Origin of the sequence: Pseudomonas sp. GV085, assembly GCF_003050925.1 — a bacterium.
GTDB lineage: Bacteria > Pseudomonadota > Gammaproteobacteria > Pseudomonadales > Pseudomonadaceae > Aquipseudomonas.
Genome location: NZ_QAOV01000010.1, coordinates 1 through 24,638, shown reverse-complemented (window position 1 = coordinate 24,638; position 24,638 = coordinate 1). Strand labels below are relative to the sequence as shown.

At 55.5% G+C, this 24,638-nt stretch carries 25 protein-coding genes, 4 tRNA genes and 2 rRNA genes; all 31 read right to left on the bottom strand.

Annotation, left to right across the window (positions count from 1 at the left end; all coding sequences use genetic code 11):
• Position 1: 1 nt before the first annotated feature.
• Entirely contained in the window at positions 2 to 193 is a 192-nt protein-coding gene (gene rpmC, locus C8K63_RS20435; RefSeq protein ID WP_002555481.1) for a 50S ribosomal protein L29, read from the bottom strand.
• Complete coding sequence (rplP, locus tag C8K63_RS20430) at positions 193 to 606, bottom strand: 50S ribosomal protein L16 (RefSeq protein ID WP_003228729.1); 414 nt, start codon at positions 604 to 606, stop codon at positions 193 to 195. The genes rpmC and rplP overlap by 1 nt, the downstream gene beginning before the upstream one ends.
• A gap of 12 nt (positions 607 to 618) precedes the next feature.
• The gene (rpsC, locus tag C8K63_RS20425; protein WP_008065719.1) at positions 619 to 1,305 is read right to left on the bottom strand and encodes a 30S ribosomal protein S3; all 687 of its coding nucleotides are present in this window, start codon (positions 1,303 to 1,305) and stop codon (positions 619 to 621) included.
• 13 nt (positions 1,306 to 1,318) lie between these two features.
• Entirely contained in the window at positions 1,319 to 1,651 is a 333-nt protein-coding gene (gene rplV / locus C8K63_RS20420) for a 50S ribosomal protein L22 (protein ID WP_003103908.1), read from the bottom strand.
• Positions 1,652 to 1,662: 11 nt separating this feature from the next.
• Positions 1,663 to 1,938, bottom strand: coding sequence for a 30S ribosomal protein S19 (rpsS, locus tag C8K63_RS20415; RefSeq protein ID WP_002555486.1), 276 nt, complete (start codon positions 1,936 to 1,938; stop codon positions 1,663 to 1,665).
• 16 nt (positions 1,939 to 1,954) lie between these two features.
• On the bottom strand, positions 1,955 to 2,779 hold the full coding sequence (gene rplB, locus C8K63_RS20410) for a 50S ribosomal protein L2 (protein WP_003228734.1): 825 nt from the start codon (positions 2,777 to 2,779) through the stop codon (positions 1,955 to 1,957).
• Positions 2,780 to 2,793: 14 nt separating this feature from the next.
• Positions 2,794 to 3,093 (bottom strand): 50S ribosomal protein L23, encoded by a 300-nt coding sequence (gene rplW / locus C8K63_RS20405; protein ID WP_002555488.1) that lies wholly within the window; start codon positions 3,091 to 3,093, stop codon positions 2,794 to 2,796.
• Positions 3,090 to 3,692: a 50S ribosomal protein L4 gene (gene rplD / locus C8K63_RS20400; RefSeq protein ID WP_003228735.1), complete on the bottom strand. Its 603-nt coding sequence runs from the start codon at positions 3,690 to 3,692 to the stop codon at positions 3,090 to 3,092. The genes rplW and rplD overlap by 4 nt, the downstream gene beginning before the upstream one ends.
• A 12-nt stretch (positions 3,693 to 3,704) precedes the next feature.
• Entirely contained in the window at positions 3,705 to 4,340 is a 636-nt protein-coding gene (rplC, locus tag C8K63_RS20395; RefSeq protein WP_003186059.1) for a 50S ribosomal protein L3, read from the bottom strand.
• Positions 4,341 to 4,420: 80 nt separating this feature from the next.
• Positions 4,421 to 4,732 carry a 30S ribosomal protein S10 gene (gene rpsJ / locus C8K63_RS20390; RefSeq protein ID WP_003186070.1) on the bottom strand — a complete coding sequence of 104 codons (312 nt, stop codon included), beginning with the start codon at positions 4,730 to 4,732 and terminating at the stop codon, positions 4,421 to 4,423.
• A gap of 157 nt (positions 4,733 to 4,889) precedes the next feature.
• Positions 4,890 to 6,083: an elongation factor Tu gene (tuf, locus tag C8K63_RS20385; RefSeq protein WP_008053875.1), complete on the bottom strand. Its 1,194-nt coding sequence runs from the start codon at positions 6,081 to 6,083 to the stop codon at positions 4,890 to 4,892.
• A gap of 30 nt (positions 6,084 to 6,113) precedes the next feature.
• Complete coding sequence (fusA, locus tag C8K63_RS20380; RefSeq protein ID WP_007994652.1) at positions 6,114 to 8,219, bottom strand: elongation factor G; 2,106 nt, start codon at positions 8,217 to 8,219, stop codon at positions 6,114 to 6,116.
• Positions 8,220 to 8,249: 30 nt separating this feature from the next.
• Positions 8,250 to 8,723, bottom strand: coding sequence for a 30S ribosomal protein S7 (gene rpsG / locus C8K63_RS20375; protein WP_007994653.1), 474 nt, complete (start codon positions 8,721 to 8,723; stop codon positions 8,250 to 8,252).
• 108 nt (positions 8,724 to 8,831) lie between these two features.
• Complete coding sequence (gene rpsL, locus C8K63_RS20370) at positions 8,832 to 9,203, bottom strand: 30S ribosomal protein S12 (protein ID WP_003186084.1); 372 nt, start codon at positions 9,201 to 9,203, stop codon at positions 8,832 to 8,834.
• Positions 9,204 to 9,419: 216 nt separating this feature from the next.
• Positions 9,420 to 13,619 carry a DNA-directed RNA polymerase subunit beta' gene (gene rpoC / locus C8K63_RS20365; protein WP_108218342.1) on the bottom strand — a complete coding sequence of 1,400 codons (4,200 nt, stop codon included), beginning with the start codon at positions 13,617 to 13,619 and terminating at the stop codon, positions 9,420 to 9,422.
• Positions 13,620 to 13,683: 64 nt separating this feature from the next.
• Complete coding sequence (rpoB, locus tag C8K63_RS20360) at positions 13,684 to 17,757, bottom strand: DNA-directed RNA polymerase subunit beta (RefSeq protein ID WP_108218341.1); 4,074 nt, start codon at positions 17,755 to 17,757, stop codon at positions 13,684 to 13,686.
• Positions 17,758 to 17,977: 220 nt separating this feature from the next.
• Positions 17,978 to 18,343, bottom strand: coding sequence for a 50S ribosomal protein L7/L12 (gene rplL / locus C8K63_RS20355; RefSeq protein ID WP_108218340.1), 366 nt, complete (start codon positions 18,341 to 18,343; stop codon positions 17,978 to 17,980).
• A gap of 75 nt (positions 18,344 to 18,418) precedes the next feature.
• Entirely contained in the window at positions 18,419 to 18,919 is a 501-nt protein-coding gene (gene rplJ / locus C8K63_RS20350) for a 50S ribosomal protein L10 (RefSeq protein ID WP_007970413.1), read from the bottom strand.
• Between the two features lie 198 nt (positions 18,920 to 19,117).
• The gene (gene rplA / locus C8K63_RS20345; RefSeq protein ID WP_003186095.1) at positions 19,118 to 19,813 is read right to left on the bottom strand and encodes a 50S ribosomal protein L1; all 696 of its coding nucleotides are present in this window, start codon (positions 19,811 to 19,813) and stop codon (positions 19,118 to 19,120) included.
• Positions 19,813 to 20,244 carry a 50S ribosomal protein L11 gene (gene rplK / locus C8K63_RS20340; RefSeq protein WP_007933726.1) on the bottom strand — a complete coding sequence of 144 codons (432 nt, stop codon included), beginning with the start codon at positions 20,242 to 20,244 and terminating at the stop codon, positions 19,813 to 19,815. Before rplK ends, rplA begins: the two co-directional genes overlap by 1 nt.
• A gap of 117 nt (positions 20,245 to 20,361) precedes the next feature.
• Positions 20,362 to 20,895, bottom strand: coding sequence for a transcription termination/antitermination protein NusG (gene nusG, locus C8K63_RS20335; protein ID WP_046041611.1), 534 nt, complete (start codon positions 20,893 to 20,895; stop codon positions 20,362 to 20,364).
• A gap of 9 nt (positions 20,896 to 20,904) precedes the next feature.
• The gene (gene secE, locus C8K63_RS20330; protein ID WP_007984402.1) at positions 20,905 to 21,273 is read right to left on the bottom strand and encodes a preprotein translocase subunit SecE; all 369 of its coding nucleotides are present in this window, start codon (positions 21,271 to 21,273) and stop codon (positions 20,905 to 20,907) included.
• Positions 21,274 to 21,318: 45 nt separating this feature from the next.
• Positions 21,319 to 21,394, bottom strand: a tRNA-Trp gene (locus C8K63_RS20325).
• Positions 21,395 to 21,568: 174 nt separating this feature from the next.
• Positions 21,569 to 21,644: transfer RNA gene (locus tag C8K63_RS20320), tRNA-Thr, on the bottom strand.
• 26 nt (positions 21,645 to 21,670) lie between these two features.
• Positions 21,671 to 21,744: transfer RNA gene (locus tag C8K63_RS20315), tRNA-Gly, on the bottom strand.
• 24 nt (positions 21,745 to 21,768) lie between these two features.
• Positions 21,769 to 21,853 (bottom strand) — tRNA-Tyr (locus C8K63_RS20310).
• A gap of 143 nt (positions 21,854 to 21,996) precedes the next feature.
• Entirely contained in the window at positions 21,997 to 22,437 is a 441-nt protein-coding gene (locus tag C8K63_RS20305; RefSeq protein WP_108218339.1) for a hypothetical protein, read from the bottom strand.
• A gap of 7 nt (positions 22,438 to 22,444) precedes the next feature.
• Positions 22,445 to 23,194, bottom strand: coding sequence for a pantothenate kinase (locus C8K63_RS20300; protein WP_108218338.1), 750 nt, complete (start codon positions 23,192 to 23,194; stop codon positions 22,445 to 22,447).
• The gene (birA, locus tag C8K63_RS20295) at positions 23,184 to 24,143 is read right to left on the bottom strand and encodes a bifunctional biotin--[acetyl-CoA-carboxylase] ligase/biotin operon repressor BirA (protein ID WP_108218337.1); all 960 of its coding nucleotides are present in this window, start codon (positions 24,141 to 24,143) and stop codon (positions 23,184 to 23,186) included. The genes C8K63_RS20300 and birA overlap by 11 nt, the downstream gene beginning before the upstream one ends.
• Positions 24,144 to 24,280: 137 nt before the next feature.
• Positions 24,281 to 24,396 (bottom strand): 5S ribosomal RNA (rrf, locus tag C8K63_RS20290).
• 163 nt (positions 24,397 to 24,559) lie between these two features.
• Positions 24,560 to 24,638, bottom strand: a 23S ribosomal RNA gene (locus C8K63_RS20285); the annotation flags it as partial.

The following is a 24,638-nucleotide window of genomic DNA, read 5'->3' as shown; positions in this document are numbered from 1 at the left end:
ATTACTTACCTGCCTGCTGGTTGAGCACAGTCTTCACGCGAGCGATGTCACGCTTAACTTGCGAGAGCAGATGAGACTGCCCCAACTGGCCAGTTGCTTTCTGCATACGCAGATTGAACTGGTCGCGCAGCAAGCCGAGCAGTTGCTCGTTCAGCTGCTGTGCGGATTTTTCACGAAGTTCATTCGCTTTCATCACATCACCGTCCGTTTAACAAAGGAGGTGGCGAGCGGCAGCTTTGCAGCAGCCAGGGCGAAAGCCTCACGCGCCAGCTCTTCAGAAACACCCTCGATTTCATACAGGACTTTGCCTGGCTGAATCTGGGCAACCCAGTATTCGACGTTACCCTTACCTTTACCCATCCGAACTTCGAGTGGCTTCTTGGAAATAGGCTTGTCCGGGAATACACGGATCCAGATCTTGCCGCCACGTTTTACGTGACGGGTCAGAGCACGACGCGCTGACTCGATCTGACGAGCGGTGAGACGACCACGAGCAACAGACTTCAGCGCGAACTCGCCGAAGCTGACTTTGCTACCGCGCAATGCCAGGCCACGGTTGTGACCAGTCATTTGCTTGCGGAACTTCGTACGCTTTGGTTGCAACATTTGGCGTACCCCTTACTTAGCAGCTTTTTTACGAGGCGCTGGTGCTTGTGGTTTCAGTTCTTCTTGGCGACCACCAATTACTTCGCCTTTGAAGATCCAAACCTTTACACCGATCACACCGTAAGTGGTGTGAGCTTCGTAGTTGGCATAGTCGATGTCGGCACGCAGGGTGTGCAATGGCACACGACCTTCGCGATACCATTCAGTACGTGCGATTTCAGCACCGCCGAGACGACCGCTCACTTGGATTTTGATGCCTTTGGCACCAATGCGCATGGCGTTCTGCACGGCGCGCTTCATAGCGCGACGGAACATTACGCGACGCTCCAGCTGCTGAGCTACGCTCTGCGCAACCAGCATACCGTCGAGTTCCGGCTTGCGGATCTCTTCGATATTGATGTGCACAGGCACACCCATTTGCTTGGTCAGGTCCTGACGCAGTTTCTCAACATCTTCACCTTTCTTCCCGATAACGATACCTGGACGAGCGGTGTGGATGGTGATACGTGCAGTTTGGGCCGGACGATGGATATCGATACGGCTTACGGACGCGCTTTTTAGTTTGTCTTGGAGATACTCACGCACCTTCAGATCTGCGAGCAAATAGTCCGCATAAGTCCGACCGTCTGCGTACCAGACGGAGGTGTGCTCCTTGACGATTCCCAGGCGAATGCCAATGGGATGTACTTTCTGACCCATCTCTTCGACTCCGTTACTTGTCAGCAACCTTGACAGTGATATGGCAAGACCGCTTGACGATGCGATCAGCACGGCCTTTGGCACGTGGCATGATGCGCTTCAGCGAACGCCCTTCGTTGACGAAAACGGTGCTGACCTTCAGGTCATCAACGTCTGCGCCTTCGTTATGCTCGGCGTTGGCTACGGCCGACTCCAGCACTTTCTTCATGATCTCGGCGGCTTTCTTACTGCTGAAAGCCAACAGGTTGAGCGCTTCGCCCACCTTCTTCCCGCGAATCTGGTCGGCGACCAAGCGGGCTTTCTGGGCGGAGATTCGAGCGCCCGACAACTTAGCGGCTACTTCCATTTCCTAACCCCTTAACGCTTGGCTTTCTTGTCTGCCACGTGCCCGCGATAAGTGCGGGTACCGGCGAACTCGCCCAGTTTGTGGCCGACCATGTCTTCGTTCACGAGAACTGGGACGTGCTGACGACCGTTGTGTACTGCGATGGTCAGACCGACCATTTGTGGCAGGATCATCGAACGACGCGACCAGGTTTTCACCGGTTTGCGATCGTTCTTTTCCGCCGCCACTTCGATCTTCTTCAGTAGGTGAAGATCGATAAAAGGACCTTTTTTCAGAGAACGTGGCACTGTCGTATCCCTCTATTTACTTGCGACGACGGACGATCATTTTGTCGGTACGCTTATTACCACGAGTCTTCGCGCCCTTAGTCGGGAAGCCCCATGGCGATACCGGATGACGACCACCAGAGGTACGACCTTCACCACCACCATGTGGGTGGTCAACCGGGTTCATGGCAACACCACGAACGGTTGGGCGAACGCCACGCCAGCGTTTGGCACCAGCTTTACCCAGCGAACGCAGGCTGTGCTCGGAGTTCGAGACTTCGCCCAGGGTCGCACGGCATTCAGCCAGGACTTTACGCATTTCACCGGAACGCAGACGCAGGGTCACGTAAACGCCTTCACGAGCGATCAGCTGAGCCGAAGCACCAGCGGAACGAGCGATCTGTGCGCCTTTACCCGGCTTCAGTTCGATGCCGTGTACGGTGGAACCGACTGGAATGTTGCGCAGTTGCAGAGCGTTGCCTGGCTTGATTGGAGCCAGTGCGCCTGCGATCAGCTGGTCGCCAGCACTCACGCCTTTAGGGGCGATGATGTAGCGGCGCTCGCCGTCTGCGTAGCACAGCAGTGCGATGTGAGCAGTACGGTTTGGATCGTATTCGATACGCTCGACAGTGGCGACGATGCCATCTTTGTCGTTGCGACGGAAATCGACCATACGATAATGCTGCTTATGACCACCACCGATATGACGGGTAGTAATACGGCCATTGTTGTTACGACCACCAGTCTTCGATTTTTTCTCGAGCAGCGGTGCGTGAGGAGCGCCTTTATGCAGCTCCTGGTTGACCACCTTGACCACAAAACGGCGGCCAGGGGAAGTCGGTTTGCATTTAACGATTGCCATGATGCACCCCTTCCTTACTCAGCACTGCTGCTGAAATCGAGATCTTGGCCTGGCTGAAGGGAGATAACTGCCTTCTTCCAGTCATTACGCTTGCCCAGACCGCGAGCAGTGCGCTTGCTCTTACCCAGAACATTCAGGGTAGTAACACGCTCTACTTTCACGCTGAACAGGCTTTCGACGGCCTTCTTGATTTCCAGCTTGGTTGCATCAGTAGCAACCTTGAAAACGAACTGGCCTTTCTTGTCTGCCAGAACCGTAGCCTTCTCGGAAACGTGCGGGCCAAGCAGAACTTTAAATACGCGTTCCTGGTTCATCCCAGCAGCTCCTCGAATTTCTTCACGGCCGACACGGTGATCAACACCTTGTCGTATGCGATCAGACTAACTGGATCGGAACCTTGCACGTCACGCACATCAACGTGTGGCAGGTTACGAGCAGCCAGGTACAGGTTCTGATCAACAGCGTCCGACACGATCAGAACGTCGGTCAGGCTCATGTTGTTCAGCTTGCCCAGCAGGTCTTTGGTTTTCGGCGTTTCAACGGCGAAATCCTGAACCACGACCAGACGATCAGTACGCACCAGCTCAGCAAGGATGGAACGCATTGCTGCGCGATACATCTTCTTGTTCAGCTTCTGGGAGTGATCCTGTGGACGAGCTGCGAAAGTGGTACCGCCGCCGCGCCAGATAGGGCTACGGATAGTACCGGCACGAGCACGGCCAGTACCTTTCTGACGCCATGGGCGCTTACCGCCACCACGAACGTCGGAACGGGTCTTTTGCTGCTTGCTACCTTGACGGCCGCCGGCCATGTAGGCCACGACTGCTTGGTGAACCAGCGTCTCGTTGAACTCGCCGCCAAATGTCAGTTCGGAAACTTCGATCGCTTGAGCGTCATTTACATTTAATTGCATGTCAGCTTCCCCTTAACCGCGAGCCTTGGCTGCTGGACGTACAACCAAGTTGCCGCCAGTAGCGCCAGGAACAGCGCCCTTGACCAACAACAGATTGCGTTCAGCGTCCACGCGCACTACTTCGAGGGACTGCACGGTCACGCGCTCAGCGCCCATATGACCGGACATTTTTTTGCCCTTGAATACACGACCAGGAGTCTGGCACTGGCCGATAGAGCCTGGAACGCGGTGGGATACGGAGTTACCGTGGGTGTTATCTTGCCCGCGGAAATTCCAACGCTTGATCGTACCCTGGAAGCCTTTACCCTTGGACTGACCGGTTACATCAACCAGTTGACCAGCGGCGAAGATTTCAGCGTTGATCAGATCGCCGGCCTGGTACTCGCCTTCTTCAAGGCGGAATTCCATTACGGTACGACCAGCGGCAACGTTCGCTTTAGCGAAGTGGCCAGCCTGAGCTGCTGTTACACGCGAAGCACGACGCTCGCCGACAGTGACTTGCACTGCACGATAGCCATCGGTCTCTTCAGTTTTGAACTGGGTGACGCGATTCGGCTCGATCTCAATGACCGTGACCGGAATGGAGACACCTTCTTCGGTGAAAATACGGGTCATACCGCATTTACGACCGACTACACCAATAGTCATGTTGTAAACCTCATGAGTGTACGGGGCTTTCACCCGCTATGGCCGCCCATTTCAGAGCGTTACACGACTAAGACCGAGTCTTAGCCGAGGCTGATCTGTACTTCCACACCGGCCGCCAGATCAAGCTTCATAAGTGCATCAACGGTTTTATCCGTTGGCTGGACGATGTCCAGTACGCGCTTATGAGTACGGATCTCGTACTGGTCACGCGCGTCTTTGTTGACGTGCGGGGAGACCAGAACGGTGAACCGCTCTTTACGGGTAGGCAGTGGAATTGGACCACGCACTTGTGCACCAGTACGTTTCGCGGTTTCCACGATTTCCTGGGTGGATTGGTCGATCAGGCGATGGTCAAAAGCCTTCAACCTGATACGGATTTGCTGATTTTGCATTGGATTTCAGACTCCGGCTGCTATTCCCAGCGAGCGCAATACGCCCGTTAAAAGGAGGCGCAATTCTATAGACGCCCCAGATAGGTGTCAACCCAATAAAAAAGCCCCCGCTGAGCGGGGGCTTTTCAAAGCATCGAAGCTATCTCAAAAGAGATGCTTACTCGATGATTTTGGCTACGACGCCAGCGCCGACGGTACGACCGCCTTCACGGATAGCGAAACGCAGGCCGTCTTCCATTGCGATGGTCTTGATCAGGGTAACTTCCATCTGGATGTTATCACCTGGCATTACCATTTCAACGCCTTCTGGCAGCTGGCAGTTACCAGTCACGTCAGTAGTACGGAAGTAGAACTGTGGACGGTAGCCTTTGAAGAACGGAGTGTGACGACCGCCTTCTTCCTTGCTCAGAACGTAAACTTCTGCGGTGAACTTGGTGTGCGGCTTAACCGAACCCGGCTTAACCAGAACCTGGCCACGCTCAACGTCGTCACGCTTGGTACCACGCAGCAGAACGCCGCAGTTCTCGCCAGCACGACCTTCGTCGAGCAGCTTGCGGAACATTTCAACACCGGTGCAGGTGGTGGTGGTGGTGTCACGCAGACCAACGATTTCCAGTGCATCTTGAACGCGAACGATACCGCGCTCGATACGACCGGTCACAACAGTACCACGACCCGAGATCGAGAATACGTCTTCGATTGGCATCAGGAATGGCTTGTCGATAGCACGCTCTGGTTCTGGGATGTAGCTGTCCAGAGTCTCAACCAGTTTACGAACGGCAGTGGTGCCCATTTCGTTGTCGTCTTTGCCTTCCAGCGCCATACGAGCCGAACCGATGATGATTGGAGTGTCATCGCCCGGGAAGTCGTAGGTGGACAGCAGGTCGCGAACTTCCATCTCGACCAGTTCCAGCAGCTCAGCGTCGTCTACCAGGTCAGCCTTGTTCAGGAAAACCACGATGTACGGAACGCCTACCTGACGGGACAGCAGGATGTGTTCACGGGTTTGTGGCATCGGACCATCAGCGGCCGAGCAAACCAGGATCGCGCCGTCCATCTGGGCAGCACCGGTGATCATGTTCTTCACGTAGTCAGCGTGACCTGGGCAGTCAACGTGAGCGTAGTGACGGATCTTCGAGTTGTACTCGACGTGCGCGGTGTTGATGGTGATACCACGAGCTTTTTCTTCTGGAGCGCTGTCGATTTTATCGAAATCAACGATTGCAGAACCGAAAACTTCGGAGCAAACGCGAGTCAGAGCTGCGGTCAGAGTGGTTTTACCGTGGTCAACGTGACCGATGGTGCCAACGTTGACGTGCGGTAGGGAACGATCAAATTTTTCTTTAGCCACGACAATTAACTCCTTGCCTAAAGGACTGAATCAGCCTTGTTTTTTGGTTACAGTTTCGACGATGTGCGACGGAGCTGTATTGTATTTTTTGAATTCCATAGAGTAGCTTGCGCGACCCTGGGACATCGAACGAACGTCGGTCGCATAACCGAACATCTCGCCCAACGGAACTTCAGCACGGATCACCTTGCCGGAGACCGTGTCTTCCATACCCAGAATCATGCCGCGACGACGGTTAAGGTCGCCCATCACGTCACCCATATAGTCTTCAGGCGTAACAACCTCTACCGCCATGATCGGCTCGAGCAACTCACCACCACCCTTCTGGGCCAGTTGCTTGGTCGCCATGGAAGCAGCCACCTTAAACGCCATCTCGTTCGAGTCGACGTCGTGGTAAGAACCATCAAACACGGTAGCCTTCAGGCCGATCAGCGGATAGCCGGCAACAACGCCGTTCTTCATCTGCTCTTCGATACCCTTCTGGATAGCCGGGATGTATTCCTTAGGAACCACACCACCCACTACTTCGTTCACGAATTGCAGACCTTCCTGACCTTCGTCAGCAGGAGCAAAACGGATCCAGCAATGGCCGAACTGGCCACGACCGCCGGACTGACGAACGAACTTGCCTTCGATTTCGCAGTTCTTCGTGATGCGCTCACGATACGAAACCTGAGGCTTGCCGATGTTGGCTTCGACGTTGAACTCACGGCGCATCCGGTCAACCAGGATGTCCAGGTGCAACTCGCCCATGCCAGAGATGATCGTTTGACCAGTCTCTTCATCAGTCTTGACGCGGAAAGACGGGTCTTCCTGAGCAAGTTTACCCAGAGCGATACCCATTTTTTCCTGGTCATCCTTGGTCTTAGGCTCAACGGCAACCGAAATAACCGGCTCCGGGAAGTCCATGCGAACCAGGATGATTGGCTTGTCAGCGTTGCACAAGGTTTCACCAGTGGTGACGTCCTTCATGCCGATCAAGGCCGCGATGTCACCAGCGCGTACTTCCTTGATCTCTTCACGGGCGTTTGCGTGCATCTGCACCATACGGCCCACGCGCTCTTTCTTGCCTTTGACCGAGTTGATCACGCCGTCGCCGGAGGCCAACACGCCCGAGTAAACACGGACGAAAGTCAAGGTACCCACGAATGGGTCGGTAGCGATCTTGAACGCCAGAGCCGAGAACGGCTCGTTGTCGTCTGCATGACGCTCCATTTGCTTTTCCTCGTCATCCGGGTCGGTACCCTTGATGGCAGGAATGTCGGTTGGAGCCGGCAGGTAGTCGATAACGGCGTCGAGAACCAGGGGAACACCCTTGTTCTTGAAGGAAGAACCGCAAACAGCCAGAACGATCTCACCAGCGATAGTACGCTGACGCAGAGCACCCTTGATCTCCTCGATGGTGAGCTCTTCACCTTCAAGGTACTTGTTCATCAGCTCTTCGCTGGCTTCGGCCGCAGCCTCAACCATGTTGTTACGCCACTCTTCAGCCAGTTCCTGCAGTTCAGCAGGGATGGCTTCACGACGAGGAGTCATGCCCTTGTCGGCATCGTTCCAGTAAACCGCTTCCATGGTCATCAGATCGATCTGACCCTGGAAGTTGTCTTCGGAACCGATAGCCAACTGGATAGGCACCGGAGTGTGACCCAGACGCTGCTTGATCTGAGCGATCACGCGCAGGAAGTTCGCACCGGCACGGTCCATCTTGTTCACGTAAACGATACGTGGAACACCGTACTTGTTGGCTTGACGCCATACGGTTTCGGACTGAGGCTCAACGCCGGAAGTACCACAGAACACAACGACCGCGCCGTCGAGTACGCGCAGGGAACGCTCAACTTCAATAGTGAAGTCTACGTGGCCCGGGGTATCGATGACGTTGAAACGGTACTGATCCTTGTGCTGCTTCGCAGAACCCTGCCAGAAGGCGGTAATGGCAGCAGAAGTAATGGTAATACCACGCTCCTGCTCCTGCACCATCCAGTCTGTGGTCGCGGCGCCGTCATGCACCTCGCCCATCTTGTGACTTTTGCCAGTGTAAAAAAGGACGCGCTCAGTGGTGGTGGTTTTACCAGCATCCACGTGTGCAACGATACCAATGTTACGGTAGCGATTAATCGGTGTTGTACGAGCCATAAAGCCCTCGCAAAATGAGTGACGCCAAAATTAGAAGCGGTAGTGCGAGAAAGCCTTGTTGGCTTCAGCCATACGGTGAACGTCTTCACGCTTCTTAACTGCAGCACCTTTACCTTCGGCAGCGTCCAACAGTTCGCCAGCCAAACGCAGAGCCATAGACTTCTCGCCGCGCTTGCGGGCGTAGTCTACCAACCAGCGCATTGCCAGAGCGTTACGACGGGAAGGACGAACCTCGACCGGAACCTGGTAAGTAGCACCACCAACGCGGCGCGACTTCACTTCGACCAGCGGAGCGATGGCGTCGAGTGCTTTTTCGAAGAGTTCCAGGGGATCGGTGCCGGCCTTACGAGCCTTCACGGTATCCAGGGCACCATAAACGATACGCTCGGCAACGGCTTTCTTGCCGCTTTCCATTACGTGGTTCATGAATTTGGCGAGGATTTGGCTTCCGTATTTCGGATCGTCCAGAATCTCACGCTTGGCTGCTACGCGACGTCTTGGCATTGATAAGCCCTCAAACGGTCTTCAGGTTAGCCCGGGACAGCTCCTATGGATGCGTGCCCGACCTTACTCTTATCGACTCAATAAAATGAAAAACTGCAAAACGGCCGATTACTTCGGACGCTTGGTACCGTACTTCGAACGACCCTGGTTACGACCTTTAACACCGGAAGTATCCAACGAACCGCGAACGGTGTGGTAACGAACACCTGGCAAGTCTTTTACACGACCGCCGCGGATCAGTACCACGCTGTGTTCTTGCAGGTTGTGGCCTTCACCGCCGATGTACGAGGAAACCTCGAAACCGTTGGTCAGACGCACACGGCATACTTTACGCAGTGCCGAGTTAGGTTTTTTCGGCGTGGTGGTGTACACACGGGTGCACACGCCACGGCGTTGCGGGCAGTTCTGCAGCGCAGGCACGTCGGATTTCTCGACGATACGCTTACGCGGCTGACGTACCAGCTGGTTGATAGTTGCCATCTACTAGCTCCACTGTTGTCTTGCGACGCTATTGTCTTGCAAGAAAAGCAAAATGGCAGGAACGAGTTCCCGCCAAATTTAGGGGTACAAGAGTCTAAAGAGGATCTTGTCCCCAGTCAAGGCAAGGCCCCGCCCTCCCCGCTCATCCAATCTCGACAAATTGTCTCGATTCGATGAACGGAGCGACCAGGGCCTCACACTCATTTACCGCAGAACTCAGTTACCGCTCGAGTTCAGGGCTTCGGTCAGTGCAGCTTCCACTTCACTGGCGCTTACGCGCAACGGCTTGTCTGCATCACGGCGGCGCTTACGCTCGCTGTGATAAGCCAGGCCGGTACCGGCCGGGATCAGACGACCCACGACCACGTTCTCTTTCAGGCCGCGCAGGTAATCGCGCTTGCCGGTTACCGCCGCTTCGGTCAGTACGCGAGTGGTTTCCTGGAAGGAAGCCGCCGAGATGAACGATTCGGTGGACAACGACGCCTTGGTGATACCCAGCAGAACGCGAGTGAACTTGGAGACAAACTTGTCTTCGCCGCTCAAACGCTCGTTCTCTACCAGCACGTGAGTCAATTCCATCTGGTCGCCCTTGATGAAACTGGAATCGCCGGACTCAGCGATCTCAACTTTACGCAGCATCTGACGCAGAATGGTCTCGATGTGCTTGTCGTTGATCTTCACGCCTTGCAGACGGTAAACGTCCTGGATCTCGTTAACGATGTACTTGGCCAGCGCACTCACACCCAGCAGACGCAGGATGTCGTGTGGATCGCTCGGACCGTCGGAGATAACTTCGCCGCGGTTTACCTGTTCGCCTTCGAACACGTTCAGGTGACGCCACTTCGGAATCAGCTCTTCATACGGATCGGTACCGTCGTTCGGGGTGATAACCAGACGGCGCTTGCCTTTGGTTTCTTTACCGAACGCGATGGTGCCGCTGACTTCAGCCAGAATCGACGCTTCTTTCGGACGACGGGCTTCGAACAAGTCGGCAACACGCGGCAGACCACCGGTGATGTCGCGAGTTTTCGAAGTCTCTTGCGGGATACGAGCGATAACATCACCGATCGCGATCTTCGCACCATCCGCTACACCGACCAGGGCGTTGGCTGGCAGGAAGTACTGAGCGATAACGTCAGTGCCTGGCAGCAACAGATCCTTGCCGTTGTCATCAACCATCTTCACGGCAGGACGGATGTCCTTGCCAGCAGCTGGACGATCTTTGGCGTCGAGTACTTCAATGTTGGTCATACCGGTCAATTCGTCAGTCTGACGCTTGATCGTGATGCCTTCTTCCATGCCCACGTAGGTCACGGTACCTTTCATTTCGGTAACGATCGGGTGAGTGTGCGGATCCCACTTGGCCACGATGGCGCCAGCTTCGACCTTGTCACCTTCTTTAACCGAAATCACGGCACCGTACGGCAGCTTGTAACGCTCGCGCTCACGACCGAAGTCGTCAGCGATGGCCAGCTCACCGGAACGGGACACAGCAACCAGGCAACCATCCACTCGCTCAACGTGTTTCAGGTTATGCAGACGGACGGTACCGCCATTCTTCACCTGAACGCTGTCGGCTGCGGAGGTCCGGCTTGCCGCACCACCGATGTGGAACGTACGCATCGTCAGCTGGGTACCCGGCTCACCGATGGACTGGGCAGCGATAACGCCGACCGCCTCACCAATGTTCACCTGGTGACCACGAGCCAAGTCACGGCCGTAGCACTTGGCGCAAATACCGAAGCGGGTTTCGCAGCTGATCGGCGAACGCACGATCACTTCGTCGATGCTGTTGAGCTCGATGAACTCGACCCACTTCTCGTCTACCAAGGTGCCGGCAGGAACGATGACGTCCTCGGTACCCGGCTTGAATACGTCACGGGCGATAACTCGACCCAATACGCGCTCACCCAACGGCTCTACAACGTCACCGCCTTCGATGTGCGGAGTCATCAGCAGACCGTGTTCGGTCCCGCAGTCAACTTCGGTCACAACCAGATCCTGCGCAACGTCAACCAGACGACGCGTCAAGTAACCGGAGTTAGCGGTTTTCAACGCAGTATCCGCAAGACCCTTACGAGCACCGTGAGTGGAGATGAAGTACTGAAGTACGCTCAAACCTTCACGGAAGTTCGCCGTAATCGGCGTTTCGATGATGGAGCCGTCCGGCTTGGCCATCAGACCACGCATACCGGCCAGCTGACGGATCTGTGCTGCGGAACCCCGCGCACCCGAGTCAGCCATCATGTACATCGAGTTGAAAGACTCTTGGTCGACTTCGTTGCCGTGACGGTCGATAACCTTCTCTTTCGAGAGGTTCGACATCATTGCCTTGGAGACTTCGTCGTTCGCTTTCGACCAAAGGTCGATTACTTTGTTGTACTTCTCGCCCTGAGTTACCAGGCCCGAGGCGTACTGACTTTCGATCTCTTTCACTTCATCGGTTGCAGCCGCGATGATGCGGGCTTTCTCATCCGGGATAACGAAGTCGTTAACACCGATGGAAACGCCGGAAATGGTCGAGTAAGCAAAACCGGTGTACATCAACTGGTCAGCGAAAATAACGGTCTCTTTCAAACCAACCACGCGGTAGCACTGGTTGATCAGCTTGGAGATCGCCTTTTTCTTCATCGGCAGGTTGACGACGTCGTACGACAGACCTTTTGGCACAACCTGGAACAACAGCGCACGGCCGACAGTGGTATCGACGATACGGGTGTTGCTCACGCTGCCGCCATCACGGTCGTTGACGGTTTCGTTGATCCGGACTTTAACCTTGGCGTGCAATGCGGCTTCGCCGGCACGGAACACACGGTCAACTTCCTGCAGATCCGCGAACACACGACCTTCACCCTTGGCATTGATCGCTTCACGAGTCATGTAGTACAGACCCAATACAACGTCCTGCGACGGAACGATGATTGGCTCACCGTTGGCTGGCGACAGAATGTTGTTGGTCGACATCATCAACGCACGCGCTTCGAGCTGGGCTTCCAGCGTCAGCGGTACGTGCACGGCCATTTGGTCGCCGTCGAAGTCGGCGTTGTACGCAGCACAGACCAGAGGGTGCAGCTGGATAGCCTTACCTTCGATCAGTACCGGCTCAAACGCCTGGATACCCAGACGGTGAAGGGTCGGTGCACGGTTGAGAAGTACCGGGTGTTCGCGAATCACTTCAGCGAGAACGTCCCAAACTTCTGGCAGCTCGCGCTCGACCATCTTCTTGGCAGCCTTGATGGTGGTAGCGAGACCACGCATCTCAAGCTTGCCGAAAATGAACGGCTTGAACAGCTCGAGAGCCATTTTCTTCGGCAGACCGCACTGGTGCAGACGCAGGGTCGGACCTACGGTAATTACCGAACGACCGGAGTAGTCAACACGCTTACCGAGCAAGTTCTGACGGAAACGACCCTGCTTACCCTTGATCATGTCAGCCAGGGATTTCAGAGGACGCTTGTTGGAACCGGTGATAGCGCGACCACGACGACCGTTGTCGAGCAGTGCGTCGACGGCTTCCTGCAACATACGCTTTTCGTTGCGCACGATGATGTCCGGAGCGGACAGATCGAGCAGGCGCTTCAAGCGGTTGTTACGGTTGATCACTCGACGATACAGATCGTTGAGGTCGGAAGTCGCGAAGCGACCGCCATCCAGCGGGACCAGTGGACGCAGATCTGGCGGCAGAACCGGCAGAACGGTCAGCACCATCCACTCTGGCAGGTTGCCGGAACCCTGGAAGGCTTCCATCAACTTCAGACGCTTGGACAGCTTCTTGATCTTGGTTTCGGAGTTGGTTTGCGGAATCTCTTCGCGCAGACGACCAATCTCGTGCTCCAGGTCGATAGCGTGCAGCAGTTCGCGGACAGCTTCGGCACCCATACGGGCATCGAAATCGTCGCCGAACTCTTCCAGCGCTTCGAAGTACTGCTCGTCGTTGAGCAGCTGACCTTTTTCAAGGGTGGTCATGCCTGGATCGATAACGACATAGCTCTCGAAGTAGAGAACGCGTTCGATATCACGCAGGGTCATGTCCATCAGCAAGCCGATACGCGACGGCAGCGATTTCAGGAACCAGATGTGGGCAACTGGCGAGGCCAGTTCGATGTGCGCCATGCGCTCACGACGAACTTTTGCCAGCGCGACTTCAACGCCGCACTTCTCGCAGATCACACCGCGGTGCTTCAAGCGCTTGTACTTACCGCACAGGCACTCGTAATCCTTTACCGGGCCAAAGATCTTGGCGCAGAACAGGCCGTCACGCTCAGGTTTGAACGTACGGTAGTTGATGGTTTCCGGCTTTTTAACTTCACCGAACGACCACGAACGGATCATCTCAGGCGATGCCAATCCGATACGGATGGCGTCGAACTCTTCGACTTGACCCTGGTTTTTCAGCAAATTCAGTAGGTCTTTCAAGGCCTTTCCTCCTGGCGGAGCAGAGAGCGGGCAAAACAGCCCCGCTCTCGATTCGCGTCACGTGTTATTCGGTTTCCAGATCGATATCGATGCCGAGGGAACGAATTTCCTTGATCAACACGTTGAAGGACTCGGGCATGCCCGGCTCCATACGGTGATCGCCATCCACGATGTTTTTGTACATCTTGGTACGGCCGTTCACATCGTCCGACTTCACTGTGAGCATTTCTTGCAGAGTGTAAGCGGCACCGTATGCTTCCAGTGCCCAGACCTCCATCTCCCCGAAACGCTGACCACCGAACTGCGCCTTACCACCCAGCGGCTGCTGGGTAACCAGGCTGTACGAACCGGTAGAACGAGCGTGCATCTTGTCGTCTACCAAGTGGTTCAGCTTCAGCATGTACATGTAGCCAACGGTAACCGGGCGCTCGAACTTGTTGCCGGTACGGCCGTCGGTCAGCTGCATCTGGCCGCTTTCTGGCAGGTCCGCCAGTTTCAGCATGGCCTTGATTTCGCTTTCCTTGGCGCCGTCGAACACTGGAGTGGCCATTGGAACGCCGCCACGCAGGTTTTGAGCCAGGTCCAGGATTTCCTGGTCCGAGAAGTCATCGAGGCTTTCCTGACGTCCGCCGATCTCGTTATAGATCTCGTGCAGGAACTTGCGTAGCTCGGCGACTTTACGTTGCTCTTCAATCATGCGGTTGATCTTCTCGCCCAGACCCTTGGCCGCGAGGCCCAGGTGGGTTTCAAGGATCTGACCGACGTTCATACGCGAAGGTACGCCCAACGGGTTGAGGACGACGTCTACCGGGGTGCCATTGGCATCGTGCGGCATGTCTTCAACCGGCATGATCACGGAGACCACACCCTTGTTACCGTGACGACCGGCCATCTTGTCGCCCGGCTGGATGCGACGACGGATTGCCAGGTAAACCTTGACGATTTTCAGCACGCCTGGAGCCAGGTCATCGCCCTGCTGCAGTTTGCGCTTCTTGTCTTCGAACTTGTCGTCCAGCAGACGGCGACGATCAACGATGTAGGCCTGAGCCTTCTCGAGCTGCTCGTTCAGAGCATCTTCAGCCATGCGCAGTTTGAACCACTGGCCGTGCTCAAGACCGTCGAGAACTTCGTCGGTGATGTCCTGGCCTTTCTTCAGACCGGCGCCGCCTTCGGCTTTGTGGCCGACCAGAGCGGAGCGCAGACGTTCGAAAGTAGCACCTTCAACGATACGGAACTCTTCGTTCAGGTCCTTGCGGATCTCGTCCAGTTGGGACTTCTCGATCGACAGGGCACGAGCATCACGCTCAACGCCGTCGCGGGTGAAGACCTGTACGTCGATGACAGTACCCTTGGTACCGGTAGGTACACGCAGGGAGGTGTCTTTAACGTCGCTGGCTTTTTCACCGAAGATCGCACGCAGCAGTTTTTCTTCCGGAGTCAGCTGGGTCTCGCCTTTCGGAGTGACCTTACCGACCAGGATGTCGCCTGCACCAACTTCAGCACCTACGTAAACGATACCGGCTTCGTCCAGCTTGTTCAGAGCCGCTTCACCCACGTTCGGGATGTCGGCAGTGATTTCCTCTGGGCCAAGCTTGGTGTCACGGGCCACACAGGTCAGTTCCTGGATGTGGATCGTGGTGAAGCGGTCTTCCTGAACAACACGCTCGGACAGGCAGATGGAGTCTTCGAAGTTGAAGCCGTTCCATGCCATGAACGCGATGCGCATGTTCTGACCCAGCGCCAGTTCACCCATGTCGGTGGACGGGCCGTCGGCCATGATGTCGCTACGCTGAACCCGATCACCCTTACGGACCAGCGGACGCTGGTTGATGCAGGTGTTCTGGTTGGAGCGGGTGTACTTGGTCAGGTTGTAGATGTCGACACCGGCTTCACCGGTTTCAACTTCGTCATCGGCAACACGAACCACGATACGGCTGGCGTCGACGGAGTCGATCACGCCGCCACGACGAGCCACGACGCAAACGCCGGAGTCACGGGCTACGTTACGCTCCATGCCGGTACCTACCAGCGGCTTGTCAGCACGCAGGGTTGGTACAGCTTGACGCTGCATGTTCGAACCCATCAACGCACGGTTGGCGTCGTCGTGCTCGAGGAACGGAATCAGCGACGCAGCAACCGAAACTACCTGCTTCGGCGATACGTCCATCAAGGTGACGTCTTCCGGCGCCTTGACGGTGAATTCGTTCAAGTGACGAACAGCTACCAGCTCGTCGATCAGGACTTTCTTGTCGTTCATCGTGGCCGAAGCCTGAGCGATCACGTGATCAGCTTCTTCGATGGCGGACAGGAACACGATCTCGTCGGTGACCAGAGCGTCTTTCACCACGCGGTACGGGCTTTCCAGGAAGCCGTACTGGTTGGTGCGCGCGTAGGCCGCCAGGGAGTTGATCAGACCGATGTTCGGACCTTCCGGCGTTTCAATAGGGCATACACGACCGTAGTGAGTCGGGTGTACGTCACGCACTTCAAAGCCGGCACGCTCACGAGTCAGACCGCCAGGGCCGAGTGCAGAGACACGACGCTTGTGGGTGATCTCGGACAGCGGGTTGTTCTGGTCCATGAACTGCGACAGCTGGCTGGAACCGAAGAACTCTTTCACCGCCGCAGCCACTGGCTTGGCGTTGATCAGGTCTTGCGGCATCAGGCCTTCGCTTTCAGCCATCGACAGACGCTCTTTGACCGCACGCTCAACACGTACCAGGCCAACGCGGAACTGGTTCTCGGCCATTTCGCCCACGCAGCGAACACGACGGTTACCCAGGTGGTCGATGTCATCGACGATGCCTTTACCGTTACGGATGTCGACCAGGGTCTTCAGTACCGCGACGATGTCTTCCTTGCACAGCACGCCCGAACCTTCGATTTCGGTGCGACCGATACGACGGTTGAACTTCATCCGGCCGACCGCAGACAGGTCATAGCGCTCAGGGCTGAAGAACAGGTTGTTGAACAGGGTCTCGGCAGCGTCTTTGGTTGGTGGCTCGCCAGGACGCATCATGCGATAGATCTCGACCAGCGCTTCCAGTTGGTTGCTGGTGGAATCGATCTTCAGAGTGTCGGAGACGAACGGACCGCAGTCGATATCGTTGGTGTACAGAGTTTCGATGCGAACAACCTGAGCCTTGGCGATTTTGGCCAGGATCTCGGTGTTCAGCTCGGTGTTGCACTCTGCCAGGATTTCGCCGGTTGCCGGATGCACGATGACCTTGGCGGTTGTGCGACCCAGGACGTAGTCCAGAGGCACATCCAGCTCTTTGATCCCGGCTTTTTCCAGCTGGTTGATGTGGCGAGCGGTGATACGACGACCCTGCTCGACAATAACCTTGCCTTTGTCATCCAGAATATCGAGGACAGCGATTTCACCGCGCAGGCGCTGAGGCACCAGTTCCAGGCTCAGGGTCTCGCCCTTCACGTGGAATACGTTAGTGGTGTAGAACGCGTCCAGCACTTCTTCAGTGGTATAGCCCAGCGCGCGCAGCAGTACCGAGGCAGGCAGCTTGCGACGACGGTCGATACGCACGAACACGCAGTCTTTCGGGTCGAACTCGAAGTCCAGCCACGAACCGCGGTAAGGAATGATCCGCGCGGAGTACAGCAGTTTACCGGAGCTGTGCGTCTTGCCACGGTCGTGGTCGAAGAACACGCCCGGGGAACGGTGCAGCTGGGAAACGATTACACGCTCGGTACCGTTGATTACGAAGGTACCGTTTTCAGTCATCAGGGGGATTTCACCCATGTAGACTTCTTGCTCTTTGATGTCCTTGATCGCTTTGTTCGACGATTCTTTGTCGAAAATGATCAGGCGCACTTTTACCCGCAAAGGTACGGCGTAAGTTACACCGCGCAATACGCATTCTTTGACATCAAATGCCGGTTCGCCCAGGCGATAACCGACGTACTCCAGCGCAGCATTGCCGGAGTAGCTGATGATCGGGAAAACGGATTTGAAGGCCGCATGCAGGCCCACGTCGCGGAACTGATCTTTAGTCGCTCCCGCTTGCAAGAATTCACGATACGAATCCAGCTGGATGGCCAGGAGGTACGGCACATCCATGACGTCCGGCAACTTGCTAAAGTCCTTGCGGATACGTTTTTTCTCAGTATATGAGTAAGCCATCAGCGTTCCCCAGCTTGGTCACCTGCTTGTTTGGCCCCTCCCGACGGGAGCAGCCAGAAAATCGTGCAAACCCCATGGTTTGCGCCACCGCATCGGGTGGTTACAGCACGTTATCGGCACCGACCGAGTCGGCTGCCAGTAACGGAAAAAGGCCGGTGGCAAGAGCCACCAGCCATCAGCCTGTCGCTTAACGCTCGGGCTGGAGACGCAAAGTCGATGCTTACTTCAGCTCGACTTTAGCGCCTGCTTCTTCCAGAGTTGCTTTGGCTTTGTCGCCTGCATCTTTGGTCACTGCTTCCAGAACCATGGCAGGAGCGCCGTCAACTACAGCCTTGGCTTCTTTCAGGCCCAGACCGGTCAGTTCACGTACTGCCTTGATCACGTTAACTTTCTTCTCGCCAGCTTCCAGCAGCATGACGTTGAATTCAGTTTGCTCTTCAACAACAGCGGCAGCAGCAGCTGGACCAGCCGAAGCAGCAGCAGCGGTAACACCGAATTTTTCTTCGAAAGCTTTGATCAGCTCAACAACTTCCATTACGGACATGTTGCCAACTGCTTCAAGGATATCGTTCTGAGAGATAGACATGAATCTAATTCCTGATATTGGGGACGGCCTACGCGACCATCGAAAAAAACAAAAAACGCGAGAAGTTGACGAGCCTTAGGCTGCAGCAGCTTCTTTCTGGTCGCGAATTGCCGCCAGAGTACGAGCCAATTTGCTGGTAGCGCCTTGAATCACGCTCATCAGCTGAGAAATTGCTTCGTCACGGGTCGGCAGAGTTGCCAGTACGTCGATTTGGTTAGCTGCGAGGAACTTGCCCTCGAACGCAGCTGCCTTGATCTCGAACTTGTCCTGACCCTTTGCGAATTCCTTGAAGATCCGGGCAGCAGCGCCTGGATGTTCTTTGGAGAACGCAATCAGGGTAGGGCCAGTGAACACGTCGTTGAGGACACTGAATTCAGTGTCGGCAACAGCGCGCTTGAGCAGGGTGTTACGTACAACACGTACGTAAACGCCAGCTTCACGAGCCTCTTTACGGAGTCCGGTCATCGCGCCTACTGTTACGCCACGGGCATCAGCCACGACAGCGGACAGAGCGACTTTGGCAGCCTCGTTGACTTCAGCGACGATGGCCTTCTTGTCTTCGAGTTTAATTGCCACGGGTTTAACTCCTGCTTGTTACCGTTTCATCTGGTCGAAACCGGATGTCGTTTTGGTGTCTGATTCGGTAAGGAACCGGGAGCACCATCTGCGTAGGCTTGTGGTTTAAGACTTGCGTCGCCTACGGTCTTGGATAGCCCCCGCCAGGCAGGGACCCCAATTTTTCAATTGGCGCAATTACTTGCGCCAATCTGTGTCTTACGCGTCGAGCGAGCTTTGGTCGATGACCAGACCTGGGCCCATAGTGGTGCTCAGGGTAACGCGCTTGACGTAAATGCCTTTCGAGGAAGCTGGCTTGATACGCTTCAGATCAGCGATCAGGGCTTCAACGTTTTCCTTCAGCTTGACGGCGTCGAAGCCGATCTTGCCAACGGAAGTGTGGATGATGCCGTTTTTGTCGGTGCGATAACGAACCTGACCAGCCTTGGCGTTTTTAACCGCGGTAGCTACGTCTGGAGTTACGGTGCCGACTTTAGGGTTAGGCATCAGGCCACGTGGACCGAGGATCTGACCCAACTGACCTACAACGCGCATTGCATCCGGGGATGCGATCACTACGTCATAGTTCAGGTCGCCGCCTTTCATTTCGGCAGCCAGGTCGTCCATGCCTACGCGGTCAGCGCCGGCAGCCAGAGCGGCTTCAGCAGCTGGACCCTGGGTGAACACAGCAACGCGAACGGTCTTGCCAGTGCCGTGTGGCAGCACAGTAGCGCTACGAACGACCTGGTCGGATTTACGCGGGTCAACACCCAGGTTTACAGCTACGTCGAACGACTCGCTGAACTTGACAGTCGACAGCTCGGCCAGCAGGGCAGCAGCGTCTACAAAGTTGTAGGCCTTGCCTGCTTCGATTTTGCCGGCGATAGCCTTTTGACGCTTGGTCAGCTTAGCCATTACACACCCTCCACGTTAAGGCCCATGCTACGAGCAGAACCGGCGATAGTACGCACGGCTGCTTCCATATCAGCTGCAGTCAGATCCGCGTTTTTGGTTTTCGCGATTTCTTCCAGCTGAGCACGAGTCACGGTGCCAACCTTAACGGTGTTCGGACGAGCGGAGCCGCTGGTCAGACCGGCCGCCTTCTTCAGCAGAACCGAAGCAGGGGTGGATTTGGTTTCGAAAGTGAAGCTACGGTCGCTGTAGACAGTGATGATCACTGGAGTCGGCAGACCTGGCTCAAGACCCTGAGTACGGGCGTTGAAAGCCTTGCAGAACTCCATGATGTTCACGCCGTGCTGACCCAGAGCAGGACCAACAGGTGGGCTTGGGTTAGCCTGAGCGGCTTTCACTTGCAGCTTGATGTAAGCGGTAATCTTCTTGGCCATGAGGCACTCCAATTACGGGTTCGAACGCCTCGAAAGGCTCCCCGGTTACTTGCGCGTTTATCCCAGTGACGACAAAACCCCACAGCCTAGGGCTGCGGGGTTGGGATTTTTGTTCAACTAGACCTTTTCGACCTGGCTGAACTCGAGCTCCACCGGAGTAGAGCGACCGAAAATGAGCACTGCGACCTGGATCCGGCTCTTTTCGTAGTTAACTTCTTCAACAACACCAGTAAAGTCCGCAAACGGGCCGTCATTGACACGCACCGACTCGCCCGGCTCGAACAACGTCTTCGGCTTCGGCTTGTCGCTGCCATCGGCAACGCGGCGCAGAATCGCTTCTGCTTCTTTATCGGTGATTGGCGCAGGCTTATCGGCAGTACCGCCAATGAAACCCATCACCCGAGGAGTATCCTTGACCAAGTGCCAAGTACCCTCGTTCATATCCATCTGCACCAGCACATAGCCAGGAAAGAATTTGCGTTCGCTTTTGCGCTTCTGGCCATTGCGCATTTCAACCACTTCTTCAGTGGGAACCAGAATCTCGCCGAAGCCATCTTCCATACCGGCCAGCTTTACGCGCTCGACCAGCGAGCGCATTACATGCTTCTCGTAACCGGAGTAAGCATGCACAACATACCAACGCTTAGCCACGGGACACCCTTAGCCGACGATCAAGGAAACAAGCCAGCCGAGCAGGGAGTCAAGCCCCCACAACAGCAACGCCATAACCAGGACAACAGCCACAACGATCAACGTGGTCTGCGTGGTTTCTTGGCGAGTTGGCCAAACGACTTTACGAATCTCGGTGCGCGCTTCCTTAACCAGTACAAAGAAAGACTTGCCCTTGACTGTCTGCAGGCCTACAAAGGCAGCTACAGCAGCAATAGCAAGCAATGCGAGTACGCGGTACAGGATCGGCGAAGCAGAAAAGTACTGATTGCCAACAACGCCAACAACCACCAGAGCGACTACTACAAGCCACTTGAGGAGGTCGAAACGAGAGCCTTGAGCTTCAGCTTTAGGAGTCATCTATGAAGATCCTGTGAAAAGAAAGCCAGACACACCGAGTGAATCTGGCAGGTCAGGAGGGAATCGAACCCCCAACCTACGGTTTTGGAGACCGTCGCTCTGCCAATTGAGCTACTGACCTAAAACAAAATCAGGCCGACCATTATGCCGACCCGAAAAAGACTTTACAACACTTACCAGGCAATCCTGGTTGCAACACCGACATCCATGACACCGGCAACCTTCAGAAACACAATCAGGCGCAACCACTACCACCTAAAACAAAGGCAGATATTTTCATATCTGCCTTGTTATATGGAGCTCTTGAGCGGATTTGAACCGCTGACCTCACCCTTACCAAGGGTGTGCTCTACCAACTGAGCTACAAGAGCGTAACACTGTGCAAAACCCGTAAACTTGGAGCGGGTAGCGGGAATCGAACCCGCATCATCAGCTTGGAAGGCTGAGGTTCTACCACTAAACTATACCCGCGAGGCTTACAGCTCTCGCTAAAAATGGTGGAGGGGGAAGGATTCGAACCTTCGAAGTCGTAGACGTCAGATTTACAGTCTGATCCCTTTGGCCGCTCGGGAACCCCTCCTAAGCGAGCCGGCATTCTACATCATGCCAGCCTTCTGTCAAGCATTTTTCTCATTAAAAACCTGAGCTTAGCTGCGTTGACCTCGCTTCACACCGTTAACCGTTTCCGGTGTTCGCTGTGGAGCGGGCGCCATTCTATGCAAACTATTCGGTGGGTGCAACCCCCTCGCACGGCATTATTTTATGTTTTAACTCATTGAATTCTTTAGAAAGGTTTAGCAGCTGCAAATCGTCCAGCCAACGCCGGCTTTCCGGCGCGATACGCACCCAATACCCTGCACCCTCAGGCGCAGCTTTCGGCAGGGACTGATACTTGACTTCCATCCCGCTCAAGCGCCGCTCAACCGCCTGCGCGGCCTCCTGGCGCGTATAGCCCCCCAGATAAAGGCAGCCATTGTCTGTCGAGACAGCCTTAGCCTTGTCTTTGGAGACGTCACTCGCTTCGCTCAGCAAGCGGATATCTTGTTGAGACCCGCGATACAGACTCAAAGGCGTGACATCCTTCGCGCGCAGAGGAGCCTCTTGTTGATGCCAGATGTAGTAGAAGCCATTGAGGACAAGCAGCAGCAGAAACAACCAACGCATAAAAACCTCAGGACAAGGGACAGGCCATGGCCAATCCGACAAACACCAAGTCCGGAACAACCCTGGCCTGAGGCACGACCTCAGCAACCAGGCTCGCATCTCCCCCGGTGAGAAACACGACAAAGTCCTCACCCCAGTAGGTGCGCGCCAACTCGAGCTGAGTCAATACGAAGCCGCGCAACATCAACAAACAGCCACGCTCTACAGCCTCAACAGTCGCGCGACCTGGAACAAGATTCTCCAGAGCCCGCTCAGCCGCCAGGTCCCCATAACGAATCTTGCGAGTGTGGGTGCGCAATTGGTTGCGCATCAACGGCATCCCCGGACAGATGAAACCACCCAGGTGCTCTCCATCCGCAGCGATAAAATCAGCGGTCACGGCCGTACCGAAGTCGAGCACCAGGCACGCACCCGAAGCCAGATGAAAGCCTCCAAGCATTGCCAGCCACCGATCCAGACCCAGCCGCTCAAACTCCTCATACCCATTGCGCACGCCAGACATTTCGCGCGCGGGCGACGCGCACACAACTGGCACATCGAAGGCATCCCTCAGCAAAGACGTCAGCGCAGCGGTCTCCTCCGCGGTCCTGACGCTCACCAGCCGGCAAAACGTAAGGGCAAGCCCCTTGAGCCCCCCCAACCCCTCAAGCAATGCGAGATTGGAATCGACGACCCCCTCACCAAGCACCTGTCCGGCATTATCGGCAAGCACGCGCCACTTGATGAAACTATTCCCACAATCGAGCTCAAGAATCATCACGCAACCTCAGGCTCAATTCACCACCACTGAAGACTTTCTCCACACCATCCACCTTCAGGCGCAAGGCGCCCTGGCCATCAATACCAAGCACCTCACCATCAACTTTATTAACACCTGCAATCAACGACACGTTTCGCCCTTGCCACAGGTGATTCTGCTCCCACTCTGACTGGATGGCCAAAAATCCACCCGACTGGTGACGAGCCAGGTATCGCTGCAGCATCTCCCCCAGCATCGCAACCAATTGGTTGCGGTCAAACAATTTACCTGACTCGAGCCGCATGGATGTCCATTGCTGGTCCACCTCATCAGCGGACTGCATGTTCACATTGATTCCCACCCCCAGAACCACGTGGCACACATCAGCAGGATCACCAACCAACTCGAGCAGTATTCCCGCGATTTTTTTCTGGCCTACAAGAACATCGTTAGGCCATTTCAATCCAGCGGATGCAATACCGAGCTCGCGCAACGCCTGCAAGACAGCGAGTCCAACGACAAGACTCAAGCCCTCCAGCTGACGCATCCCACCATCAATACGTAGCACCAGGCTGTAATAGACGTTTTCTGCGAATGGACTGACCCACTTGCGACCACGTCGCCCGCGTCCGGCTGTCTGCCGCTCCGAAAGCACCACAAAGGGCGCCGCTTGCCCACGCTCAATGGCGCGCAGCGCTTCGGCATTAGTGGAGTCGATTGAGTCGTAAACCTGGACGGGCCAGGCGCAAGAGTGCGCCTGAGCGCTTATCTCGGCAGGATCGAGCAGCGCCAATGGCGCGGACAATTGATAGCCGCGCCCACGAACCTTATGAATAGACAAACCCAGCTCAGCTTCCAAATGCTGAAGCTGCTTCCACACAGCACTACGGCTGATGCCCAGGGCAGCACCCAATGCTTGCCCCGAATGGAATCGGCCATCTTTAAGAAGCTTTAACAACGTCAGCATGCAGGTCTCGCCTCACAATGAGGCCCGCATGATAGCCACGCACCGAGCTATTGCATAGAAATCCAGTAGCCGTGACTTTTCTGCGGACAAAAACAAAACCCCTACCTGCGTGCGCAGATAGGGGTTTTGGAATTTAATCTTGACGATGACCTACTCTCACATGGGGAAACCCCACACTACCATCGGCGATGCATCGTTTCACTGCTGAGTTCGGGATGGGATCAGGTGGTTCCAATGCTCTATGGTCGTCAAGAAATTCGGGTACTGAAGCGTTTTTCAACGTTTCAGCAAATTGGGTATGTGACAGCTTTCGGTGTTTTGTGAGCGTCGAACTTTCGGTTCATTGCGTCTTCACACACCGCAATCTGGTCTCTTTCGCCTTTTCAGCTAGGAGCATCAAATTGCTTGGGTGTTATATGGTCAAGCCTCACGGGCAATTAGTATTGGTTAGCTCAACGCCTCACAGCGCTTACACACCCAACCTATCAACGTCGT

Bases quoted from the DNA above. Each gene is read 5' to 3' on its own strand.
- rpmC (WP_002555481.1), bottom strand. From the start codon at position 193: ATGAAAGCGAATGAACTTCGTGAAAAATCCGCACAGCAGCTGAACGAG.
- rplP (WP_003228729.1), bottom strand. From the start codon at position 606: ATGTTGCAACCAAAGCGTACGAAGTTCCGCAAGCAAATGACTGGTCAC.
- rpsC (WP_008065719.1), bottom strand. From the start codon at position 1,305: ATGGGTCAGAAAGTACATCCCATTGGCATTCGCCTGGGAATCGTCAAG.
- rplV (WP_003103908.1), bottom strand. From the start codon at position 1,651: ATGGAAGTAGCCGCTAAGTTGTCGGGCGCTCGAATCTCCGCCCAGAAA.
- rplB (WP_003228734.1), bottom strand. From the start codon at position 2,779: ATGGCAATCGTTAAATGCAAACCGACTTCCCCTGGCCGCCGTTTTGTG.
- rplW (WP_002555488.1), bottom strand. From the start codon at position 3,093: ATGAACCAGGAACGCGTATTTAAAGTTCTGCTTGGCCCGCACGTTTCC.
- rplD (WP_003228735.1), bottom strand. From the start codon at position 3,692: ATGCAATTAAATGTAAATGACGCTCAAGCGATCGAAGTTTCCGAACTG.
- rplC (WP_003186059.1), bottom strand. From the start codon at position 4,340: ATGACTATTGGTGTAGTCGGTCGTAAATGCGGTATGACCCGTATTTTC.
- rpsJ (WP_003186070.1), bottom strand. From the start codon at position 4,732: ATGCAAAATCAGCAAATCCGTATCAGGTTGAAGGCTTTTGACCATCGC.
- fusA (WP_007994652.1), bottom strand. From the start codon at position 8,219: ATGGCTCGTACAACACCGATTAATCGCTACCGTAACATTGGTATCGTT.
- rpsG (WP_007994653.1), bottom strand. From the start codon at position 8,723: ATGCCAAGACGTCGCGTAGCAGCCAAGCGTGAGATTCTGGACGATCCG.
- rpsL (WP_003186084.1), bottom strand. From the start codon at position 9,203: ATGGCAACTATCAACCAGCTGGTACGTCAGCCGCGTAAGCGTATCGTC.
- rpoB (WP_108218341.1), bottom strand. From the start codon at position 17,757: ATGGCTTACTCATATACTGAGAAAAAACGTATCCGCAAGGACTTTAGC.
- rplL (WP_108218340.1), bottom strand. From the start codon at position 18,343: ATGTCTATCTCTCAGAACGATATCCTTGAAGCAGTTGGCAACATGTCC.
- rplA (WP_003186095.1), bottom strand. From the start codon at position 19,813: ATGGCTAAGCTGACCAAGCGTCAAAAGGCTATCGCCGGCAAAATCGAA.
- rplK (WP_007933726.1), bottom strand. From the start codon at position 20,244: ATGGCCAAGAAGATTACCGCTTACATCAAGCTGCAAGTGAAAGCCGCT.
- secE (WP_007984402.1), bottom strand. From the start codon at position 21,273: ATGACTCCTAAAGCTGAAGCTCAAGGCTCTCGTTTCGACCTCCTCAAG.
- C8K63_RS20305 (WP_108218339.1), bottom strand. From the start codon at position 22,437: ATGCGTTGGTTGTTTCTGCTGCTGCTTGTCCTCAATGGCTTCTACTAC.
- C8K63_RS20300 (WP_108218338.1), bottom strand. From the start codon at position 23,194: ATGATTCTTGAGCTCGATTGTGGGAATAGTTTCATCAAGTGGCGCGTG.
- birA (WP_108218337.1), bottom strand. From the start codon at position 24,143: ATGCTGACGTTGTTAAAGCTTCTTAAAGATGGCCGATTCCATTCGGGG.